7 protein-coding genes and 1 tRNA gene are annotated in these 8,757 nt (G+C 55.0%); 6 read left to right on the forward strand and 2 right to left on the reverse strand.

The genetic code is table 11. The features are described 5' to 3' along the window. Positions 1-9: 9 nt before the first annotated feature. Positions 10-336, reverse strand: a complete 327-nt coding sequence (locus tag ACN0SD_RS17445) for a helix-turn-helix domain-containing protein (protein WP_417809494.1) — start codon at positions 334-336, stop codon at positions 10-12. A 112-nt stretch (positions 337-448) separates the two neighbouring features. Here ACN0SD_RS17445 and ACN0SD_RS17450 point away from each other — a divergent pair, with 112 nt between their 5' ends. The 6 genes from ACN0SD_RS17450 (at position 449) to ACN0SD_RS17475 (ending at position 8,267) form a co-directional block, all read left to right on the forward strand. Beyond that, a complete protein-coding gene (locus tag ACN0SD_RS17450) occupies positions 449-895 on the forward strand; it encodes a hypothetical protein (RefSeq protein WP_417809495.1) in 447 nt (148 codons plus the stop codon). Between the two features lie 424 nt (positions 896-1,319). Next, the gene (locus ACN0SD_RS17455) at positions 1,320-3,869 is read left to right on the forward strand and encodes a DEAD/DEAH box helicase family protein (protein ID WP_417809496.1); all 2,550 of its coding nucleotides are present in this window, start codon (positions 1,320-1,322) and stop codon (positions 3,867-3,869) included. A 12-nt stretch (positions 3,870-3,881) separates the two neighbouring features. Beyond that, the gene (locus ACN0SD_RS17460; protein ID WP_417809497.1) at positions 3,882-5,837 is read left to right on the forward strand and encodes an N-6 DNA methylase; all 1,956 of its coding nucleotides are present in this window, start codon (positions 3,882-3,884) and stop codon (positions 5,835-5,837) included. Beyond that, on the forward strand, positions 5,834-6,475 hold the full coding sequence (locus ACN0SD_RS17465; protein ID WP_417809498.1) for a hypothetical protein: 642 nt from the start codon (positions 5,834-5,836) through the stop codon (positions 6,473-6,475). The genes ACN0SD_RS17460 and ACN0SD_RS17465 overlap by 4 nt, the downstream gene beginning before the upstream one ends. Further along, positions 6,475-7,212 (forward strand): hypothetical protein, encoded by a 738-nt coding sequence (locus tag ACN0SD_RS17470; RefSeq protein ID WP_417809499.1) that lies wholly within the window; start codon positions 6,475-6,477, stop codon positions 7,210-7,212. Before ACN0SD_RS17465 ends, ACN0SD_RS17470 begins: the two co-directional genes overlap by 1 nt. 77 nt (positions 7,213-7,289) lie before the next feature. Next, complete coding sequence (locus ACN0SD_RS17475) at positions 7,290-8,267, forward strand: nuclease (RefSeq protein ID WP_417809500.1); 978 nt, start codon at positions 7,290-7,292, stop codon at positions 8,265-8,267. 415 nt (positions 8,268-8,682) lie between these two features. Here ACN0SD_RS17475 and ACN0SD_RS17480 read toward each other — a convergent pair. Next, a tRNA-Asn gene (locus ACN0SD_RS17480) sits at positions 8,683-8,757 on the reverse strand.

An 8,757-nucleotide genomic window follows, 5' to 3' on the forward strand; every position in this document is an offset into this window, starting at 1 on the left:
CAGTTTCCGCTACATTCGCTTTCCGGAAAGCGCTTCCACCTGAACAGCAACAATTTCAAGAGCTCGGGCGGAGACGCCCATTGCCGCAGAGTGAATGCGCTGAATCACCAAGTCCTGCGGGGTAGTCTTGGGCATGTCTTCCAACCCAAGCAACGTGTTTGGTGTCGTAGCGAGTGCACTAGAAATCCTAACGAGCGTGGCAAGGTCAGGCTCGCGATCACCACTCACGTAGTGCGCATAGCGCCGCTCGCTCAGCCCGCTTCTGCGCGCCGCCTCTGCATTGGATATCCCGAGTTCGTCGGCCCGGATTTTGAGATTCTTACTGAACGCTTCCATAGGAACGTTTTGTTCGGTTATAGCCTTGCGTGCTACGAACGATTTGCTCTTATGATGCAGACCAATTCGGTCATTTCCTTGATCAAAACGTAACGGAAGGACGAAGGGTAGAATGTCGAAGAAGCAAAGTTTTCATGAGAGAATGCGTGAGAGTTACAGGAAAGACTGGGAGGCGGCTCGTAGTGAACTGGACAAGCTGAAAGATAATTGGCCAGCGGGTTTGGTGCTGCTACTAATTATCGTTGGAATTGTTGCAATTGTTCGATGGGAAGGTCCTCCTGCCCGCGAGCGGTATTGCGACAACACGGATCGTGCATCTAGTTGGGCAGCCGCGACCGCTCAATCACATGTCGAGAAGTTGCTGAACGACCCTGACAGCGCCGTGTTTCCGCTTGAGCCTCACAGCGTTTCACGATTGGGAGAGTGCCGCTTTATGGTCATAGGTACGGTTCGCGCGCGCAACGGATTCGGTGGGTATGTCACGAACACCTATGTTGTTCGCACCGAGTACGATCTGAGTATCAGCCGGACGCGCGTGGAGCTTCTGTCCATGGAATGACCGGGGTAACATAGGATGGTGATGTCAGGTTACCGGATCGCTCGTGTTGTTCAATTCTCAGCGCGTCGCATATGGACTACTTTGGTCCCAACTGTCTCAGAATCTCACGGAGTACGTTCCGAAGGCGCCAGTACGCATAGCCTGCGGGCGGGCCTCGCCACCAGCGCCATCAAGGCTGGGGTGGCAACCTTTCAGGGTGCGGGCGCAGACAGGCGACGCCTTCGGGACGATGCTGAGTCGCTATGTGCGGGATGACGAGATGTTGCGTCGGCAATGCTACGGGGTTCTTAGCACTTTCTAAATGCCGCCAGAAACCCGTTGTTCCACCGGAGAAAACTCAAGAAAGCCATAGCTTTCCACTGGAAGTTTCACATCGCTTCCGAATAGACTGCCTGGGTTATTGAATTATTGGGTTGGGGCAGGTTTGGCGAGCAAGGAAGCGACGGCTAGGATCAAGATCAATCGCCTCCTTGAAGGCGCGGGATGGCGCTTCTTTGATGACCTGAACGGTCCAGCGAACATCGTGTTAGAACCCAATGTGAAGATTTCGCAACGCGATCTCGACGCCCTGGGCGATGATCTCGAACAGTGTAAAGACGGGTTTATCGATTTCCTTCTGCTTGATGGTTGCGGCAAGCCTCTGGTTATTCTGGAAGCTAAATCAGAAGATAAGAACCCGCTTTCAGCCAAAGAACAGGCACGGAAGTACGCGCGATCCCAGAACGCCCGTTTTGTCATTCTGAGCAATGGCAACATCCACTATCTTTGGGATCTAGAACAAGGCAATCCAGTAGTAATTTCAAAGTTTCCAAGCCCTAAGGAAATTGGAAATCACTACGCCTTTACCCCGGATGCAGATCGGCTTGCAGGCGAACAAGTAGGCCTTGATTATATCGCGCTGACTCAAATGCCCTCCTATCCGCAAGAGGCCAGTTGGAAGGTCGGAGCTGAACGCTCCCAATTTATTGAAGCGAACAAGCTGAGGTTTCTCCGGTCCTATCAACAGCGGGCAATCCAGCGAGTGCAGGAGGATGCCGCCAAGGGCTCTACGCGCTTCTTATTTGAAATGGCAACTGGGACCGGAAAGACGCTGACATCTGCCGCGCTTATTAAGCTTTTTCTAAAAACCGGAAACGCGAAACGGGTATTGTTCTTGGTGGACCGCCTCGAGTTGGAAGTTCAGGCAGACAAAGCGTTCAAAGCTTATCTCAAAAATGATTTCACTTCGGTCATATACAAGGAACAGCGGGACGACTGGCGCAAGGCCGACATCGTGGTGACGACTGTGCAATCGCTTTTGTTCAACGATAAATTTCGTCGCTTATTCGCCCCGACCGATTTCGATCTGGTCATTTCAGATGAAGCGCATCGATCCATCGGGGGGAATGCTCGCGCGGTCTTTGAATACTTCATCGGGTACAAGCTGGGCCTGACCGCAACACCGAAGGACTACCTTAGGCAATCCAATAGCGGCACAAGTGAGCGGGATCCGCGCGAGACAGAGCGGCGCATGATGCTGGATACCTACAAGACCTTCGGCTGTACTACGGGTGAACCGACGTATCGTTATTCCCTGATTGACGGCGTCAGAGATGGGTTCTTAATCAATCCCTATGTGGTTGACGCACGAACAGGTGTGACCACCCAGCTTCTGTCCGATCAGGGCTTCGTTGTCAAAACGACCGATGACGAAGGCAACGAGCTAGAAGATGTATTTGCGGGGCGTGATTTTGAGAAGAAGTTCTTTGCGGAAGGGACCAACCTCGCCTTTTGCGAAACCCTCTTGCAGCACGGATTGCGCGACCCGATATCGGGCGAGTTCGGGAAGACGCTCGCCTTCGCTGTAAGTCAGAACCACGCGGCAAAGATCGCCCAAATCCTGAATGCCTTGGCGGATCGGCTTTGGCCGGGGCGCTACAATTCTGATTTCGCAATGCAAGTGACGAGCCACGTTTCCGACGCCCAAAAGATGACAGTGAACTTCGCGAACAACAATCTCGGCGGTCACAGCGGTTTTGTCGAAAACTATCGGACCAGCAAGGCGCGGGTCTGCGTCACGGTGGGCATGATGACCACGGGTTATGATGCGCCGGACATCCTGAACCTTGCGCTGATGCGTCCGATCTTCTCACCTTCCGACTTCGTGCAGATCAAAGGTCGGGGCACCCGTAAGCACAACTTTGCCGAAGAAATGTTCGATCCGGCCCAGAAAGCCGCGCGTGGTGAGGTCAAAAAGACCGCGTTCCGTCTGTTCGATTTCTTCGCCAACTGCGAGTATTTCGAAGAGAGCTTCGATTACGACGAAGAGATCAACCTTCCCGCACCGCCGACCATGCCTTTGTCCACGGGCGGCGACGGGGGGAATGGGCAAGCGACTGCCACGGGCGGCGTTGGTACCTACGAACATTTCGACCCCGATGATGTGGTCAGCCAGATCGAGCGCCAGATCGGCAAGAATGGGATGCGGATCGATCGCGAGTTGTTCGGCAAGTTCGAAGACGCCGCCCGTGCCGATGCAACGCTGTCGGATTTGGTCGCCGCCCAGAATTGGGAGGCCGCGACCCGCCACGTCATCGAAGAAATTTTTGACAAACCAAACGAGTTCTACACCCTCGAAAAGCTGCGCCGTGCGGCAGGGGTGGATCGCCGCATCTCTGTGCGCGAGCTAGTTGAAAAGGCTTTCGGATTCATCCCCGGCTTCAAAAGCAAAGCCGAGCTGATCGAGGACGAATTCCAAAAATTCCTGACGGACCAGCAGCCCGAGGAAGCCGACCGCATCCGGGAAATGCGCTATTTCTTCGAGGCTTACATCCGCGATGCCCATGTTCGCGCCAAGATCGACGCTGGCCATTTGGCCGATCTGAACGTAAACCCCGGTTTTTCCACCCGCGACTTCAGAGACGTGCCCGCCCCGTGGCGCAAGCGCATCCCCGAATACATCAAGGACTACGTGTCCCTGAACCCCTTCCTTTGACGAAAGACTCCCATGTTAGACACTGACACCAAACGCCGCATCGACACCTGCCGCGATATTCTCGTGGGTAAGGTGCCCGATCCGAAAAGTCAGGTTGAACAGATCACCGTTGCGCTGATCTACAAATTCATGGACGACATGGACCTTGAGGCCGAGGAACTGGGCGGACAGCGCCGCTTCTTTACTAAGGACTATGAACGCTACCGTTGGGCCAAGCTCGTGGCCCCCGGCGTGTCGGGGCAGGACATGCTCAACACCTATTCCGAAGCGTTGACCAAGATGGTCGAGAACGACGGCCTGCCCAAGCTTTTTCGTGACATCTTCCGCAACGCTTATCTACCTTACCGAGATCCCGAAACCCTCCGCTCCTTCCTGCGCGAGATCAACAGCTTCACCTATGACCACAGTGAACGGCTGGGCGATGCGTTTGAGTACCTGCTTTCGGTTCTGGGCAGCCAAGGCGACGCGGGCCAATTCCGAACGCCCCGCCACATTATCGACTTCATGGTTGAGATCATCGACCCGAAGAAGACCGAGACCATCATGGACCCGGCCTGTGGCACGGCAGGCTTTCTGATTTCGGCCTACAAGCACATCCTAAAACAGAACTCGACCACCGCGCCCATCGTGTCATCTTTGTCAGAAGGCGGGGATGCTGCCGAGCAGGCGCTGGAAAGCCCGCTGCGTTATCCGGGTGATCAACTGACCCAACCCGACCGCGAACGCCTTGCCCGCAACATTTACGGCTATGACATTTCGCCCGATATGGTTCGGCTAAGCCTCGTGAACCTCTATTTGCACGGCTTCGCCGATCCCAAGATCGAGGAATACGACACACTGACATCTGAGGCAAAATGGACAGAGATGGCCGATGTCATCCTTGCCAACCCGCCCTTCATGTCGCCCAAAGGCGGGATCAAACCGCACACCCGTTTCCAGGTGCAATCCAAACGCAGCGAAGTGCTGTTTGTCGATTATATCGCCGAACACCTGACACCCAAAGGCCGCGCGGCGATTGTCGTGCCCGAGGGCATCATCTTCCAAAGCCAAAGCGCCTACGTGGCCCTCCGCAAGATGCTGGTGGAAAACTACCTCGCCGCTGTCATCTCGCTGCCTGCTGGCGTGTTCAACCCCTATTCCGGAGTCAAGACCTCGATCCTGATCCTCGACCGAGCAGTGGCTAAGGCGAGCAAGCACCTCGCCTTTTTCAAGATCGAGAATGACGGTTTTGCACTGGGCGCACAGCGCAAAGCGCAGCCGGGGTCACAACTTGCTTTGGTGAAGTCCGAACTTGAGACATGGTTGCAAGCCGCGCGGGCGGGCGGCGGAGAGGCGTTGGAAAGTAACCTTGGCAGCGCGGTTGAGCGGGCACGGGTGGCGGAGGGCGGGGATTACAACCTTAGCGGCGAACGCTACGTAAAGAAGACTGAGAAACTTTCAGTTTTCCCATTAGTTCCGTTCAATGAAGTCTGCACGCTGGAGTATGGTAAAAGCCTGCCACAAGCCGCACGAACTGATGGCCCCTATCCCGTGATGGGTTCAAATGGTGTGTCCGGTTCGCACAATGAGTTCCTTGTGAAAGGGCCGGGAATTGTCGTCGGGCGCAAGGGATCAGCCGGGGAAGTGACGTGGGTCAACGAAGATTTTTTCCCCATCGACACAACTTATTTCGTTAAGCTCACGAACCAAGAAACCGCCGATTTGCGTTATGTCTATCACGTACTCCGTGCGCTAAACCTTCCTGCTCTGCGCGGTGGAGCGGGAATACCTGGACTGAGCAGAACCGACGTCTACCAAGAGCATCGCATCCCCCTGCCGCCGCTTGATGTGCAGCGTGAGATTGTGGCCGAGGTCGAGGGCTATCAACAGAAAATAGAGATTGCGAAGTTGGAAATAGCTCGTCTCCAAGATGATATTTCAGGTGCCATTGCCAACGTCTGGGGCGAAGCAAAGGAGGAAACAGATTGATTCCGAACCGCTTCGCCACTGAATACCCAGCACGCTGCCTGCAATTGCTGGAAACCTTCGAACCTATCGCCAAAGACCGCGACCTTTTCGTGACATTCTCGGTCATGCTGGCTTCTTCCATTCTTCTTGTCCCGTGGGAACGCGCCAACAACAGACATCCCCTAAAGCAAGAACACGGCGGCGATCTTCAGGCCGAAATCAAGAAACTAGAAAAGCAAAAATGGCAGGCGGCTGATTTCTGGGCTGGCAATGGTCTGGGCGAGTGGCGCTTTTCGCGGATCATGGGAGATCCGAATGAGGCTCGGGATTGGCCGGGCGAGGGTGGAAATCCGTCTTTTTCTGTTGAGGAAAATACGATTCAGCGGCGGAGTGTGGGCGATGTGTTCCGGGTGCTGCGGAATGCTCTGGCTCATGGGAACATCATCTATCTGGACGAAAGTGGGGTTGAAACTGAGGGCACGCGTGTCCAGCACATCGCTTTTCTGTCTAGGTATGAAGAAAACGACGAGCAGCGGGCCGCCGCCGAAACCTATCGGTTAGTAACAGTGCGCGAGAGCGATTTTCTACCGTTTGTGCGGGCTTGGGCCCATTGGGTGATCGCCCACCATAAACGTGACAGCGAGCTGAGGGTCGCCTGATGGATGAAGCTCTGGAACTCGGAACCTATCTTCCTCAATCCTTGGCGAACGCCAGTGAACAAGCGTATCTCGATTTTCTATGGTCAGCCTTCCAAACGAACTACGAGACCGAGCGATACGAGTTCGCCAGCCTAGCCTTTCATCTGCTCTACATGAGCTTTGTCAGCTTCTCGATATGGCAGATCAGGTTGGCCCGACCCGAGCAGTTTGCCATGGCCATGGTCGGCTTCCGCTCGGACGAAGAGGGAAGCCTGCTGGACTGCGAAAGCCCCTTCAAGTTCTACGACCGGCTCAAGGAAAGCCAGATTTTCCGGTTTCTGAAACTGATCGGTTGCACGAACCAGCAGGTGGGCGAGTTTGCCAAGTTCGTGAAGCGCCGCAACAAGATCGCCCACCCTACCGGTAACGTTTTTTTCAATGACCAAGCAACCATCGACGTCGAGATCGCCGAAATGATGAAAGAAGTCCGCAATATAGAAGTGCATATGCGGCCCGTCATCGTCGAGCTTTACACCGCGTTCTTGCAAGGTGACAGCGCGGACCCTGATCTGCGGCCATATCCAGATTATGCCGATGAAGTCAGGGCGAACCTTGTGCATGCGGATTACCTATCAGGCGCTGATATCGCCTATTGCCGCGACTTCGAGATCGCGACAATGGCTGGCCAGCCCCAATACGACGAAATGCAGTTGCTCCACGAGGCGCTGGTTGCGACCTTCCCGAACGAAATGGAGTAAGCCGCATGACATCGCTTTACGCCATCACCGACGGCAAGCTGCGCCCCGCACAGCGCCGCGCCCTAGCTAAGGAAAGCATGATTGAGGATTGGGTCGCCGCCGACCCTGCGCTCCTTGGTCTGGATGCCCTGATTATCGGGCAGCAGGTGCCCACCGACCATGGCAAGTTCATCGACCTTTTGGCGATGGATGCCACAGGCGGGCTGATCATCATCGAATTGAAGAAGGACCGCACCCCGCGCGAGATCGTGGCGCAGGTGCTCGATTATGCCTCGTGGGTCCGCACCCTGACGACACCCGAGATTTATGAACGCGCCGAAAGGTACCTGGGCACCCGGCTGGTCACGGCCTTTCGGGAACGGTTCGGCGAGGGCATTCCGGAACGGCTGAATGCCAGCCACTCCATGCTGATCGTCGCCAGCGAGCTTGACCCGGCATCACGCCGTATCGTCGAGTATCTCTCCGAAGAGCATGGGGTGGCGATCAACACGGTCTTCTTCAATGTCTTCGAGGCAGAGGGGCGCGAATGGCTGACGACCGATTTCTTGTTGGATAAGGAGGCGGTTGAAGAGCGATCCGAGCGCAAGGTCCGCGCCCCATGGTCTGGCTATTTCTTCGTTAATGCTGGGCTGGGAGAGCACCGATCATGGGCTGATATGCGGCGCTATGGGTTCATCTCTGCGGGGGGCGGTGAGTTTTACACAAAGCGCTTGCAGCAATTGAACGTAGGCGATGAGGTTTTCGTCTACAACAAGGGCAGCGGCTATATCGGTTACGGGATTGCCACCAGCGAGGTGATTCCCGCCTCTGAGTTCATGACAGCGGACGGTCTCCTCTTCGATCAGCCACTTGCCGAACCCCGGTTAAAGAGGGTTGGCGAACCAGCGGAACATGCAGAGCACGCGGTCGAGATCGAATGGCGAAAAACAGTCGAGACTAACCAAGCAAAGTGGTTCAAGGGCGGATTTGCCAATCAAAACATCGTCTGCAAGCTGCGCGACGAAGCGACGGTCGATTTCCTCATTTCAGAGTTCGACGTAGACAAACGTGTATAAATTCTGGCGCGGTGACGGGTTGGATTTGGCAACATATCTGCATCCCGCCCAGAAGTTGGCGGACCACACCTTCCGCAATCCTCAGCTATAAGACGTTAAAGGCGCTGTGAGCGACAACAACGGGAATCCCGCCCGCAATCCATCATCATGGTCTCAAAGCGGCTGTATGGGGGGCAAAAGGGTCGTGGTGAAGAGCACTTGACTTGGTTCGCCATTGAAATTGCTTTGTCAGCAGACGCTCATTACTCGTCATCGCGCAGTTTTGGTCATCGCTTGATAAATCAGCAAGACCGAGGGTCAATGCAACGTGCAAGGAAAATGAGGCTTAGTTGCCTACTATCTGCCTACTAATACCAAACACCCTATTTTCACCGTTACGAGGTGACGCGTAAATCTATGATTTACTTAGAGTTATTGGCTCCGGCGGTAGGGATCGAACCTACGACCAATTGATTAACAGTCAACTGCTCTACCGCTGAGCTACGCCGGA

The organism is Thioclava sp., from assembly GCF_048263065.1.
Lineage (GTDB): Bacteria > Pseudomonadota > Alphaproteobacteria > Rhodobacterales > Rhodobacteraceae > Thioclava.

What these genes read in the sequence shown, in the direction of transcription:
- ACN0SD_RS17470 (WP_417809499.1), top strand. Translation starts at nt 6,475, where the DNA reads ATGGATGAAGCTCTGGAACTCGGAACCTATCTTCCTCAATCCTTGGCG.
- ACN0SD_RS17445 (WP_417809494.1), bottom strand. Translation starts at nt 336, where the DNA reads ATGGAAGCGTTCAGTAAGAATCTCAAAATCCGGGCCGACGAACTCGGG.
- ACN0SD_RS17460 (WP_417809497.1), top strand. Translation starts at nt 3,882, where the DNA reads ATGTTAGACACTGACACCAAACGCCGCATCGACACCTGCCGCGATATT.
- ACN0SD_RS17475 (WP_417809500.1), top strand. Translation starts at nt 7,290, where the DNA reads ATGATTGAGGATTGGGTCGCCGCCGACCCTGCGCTCCTTGGTCTGGAT.
- ACN0SD_RS17450 (WP_417809495.1), top strand. Translation starts at nt 449, where the DNA reads ATGTCGAAGAAGCAAAGTTTTCATGAGAGAATGCGTGAGAGTTACAGG.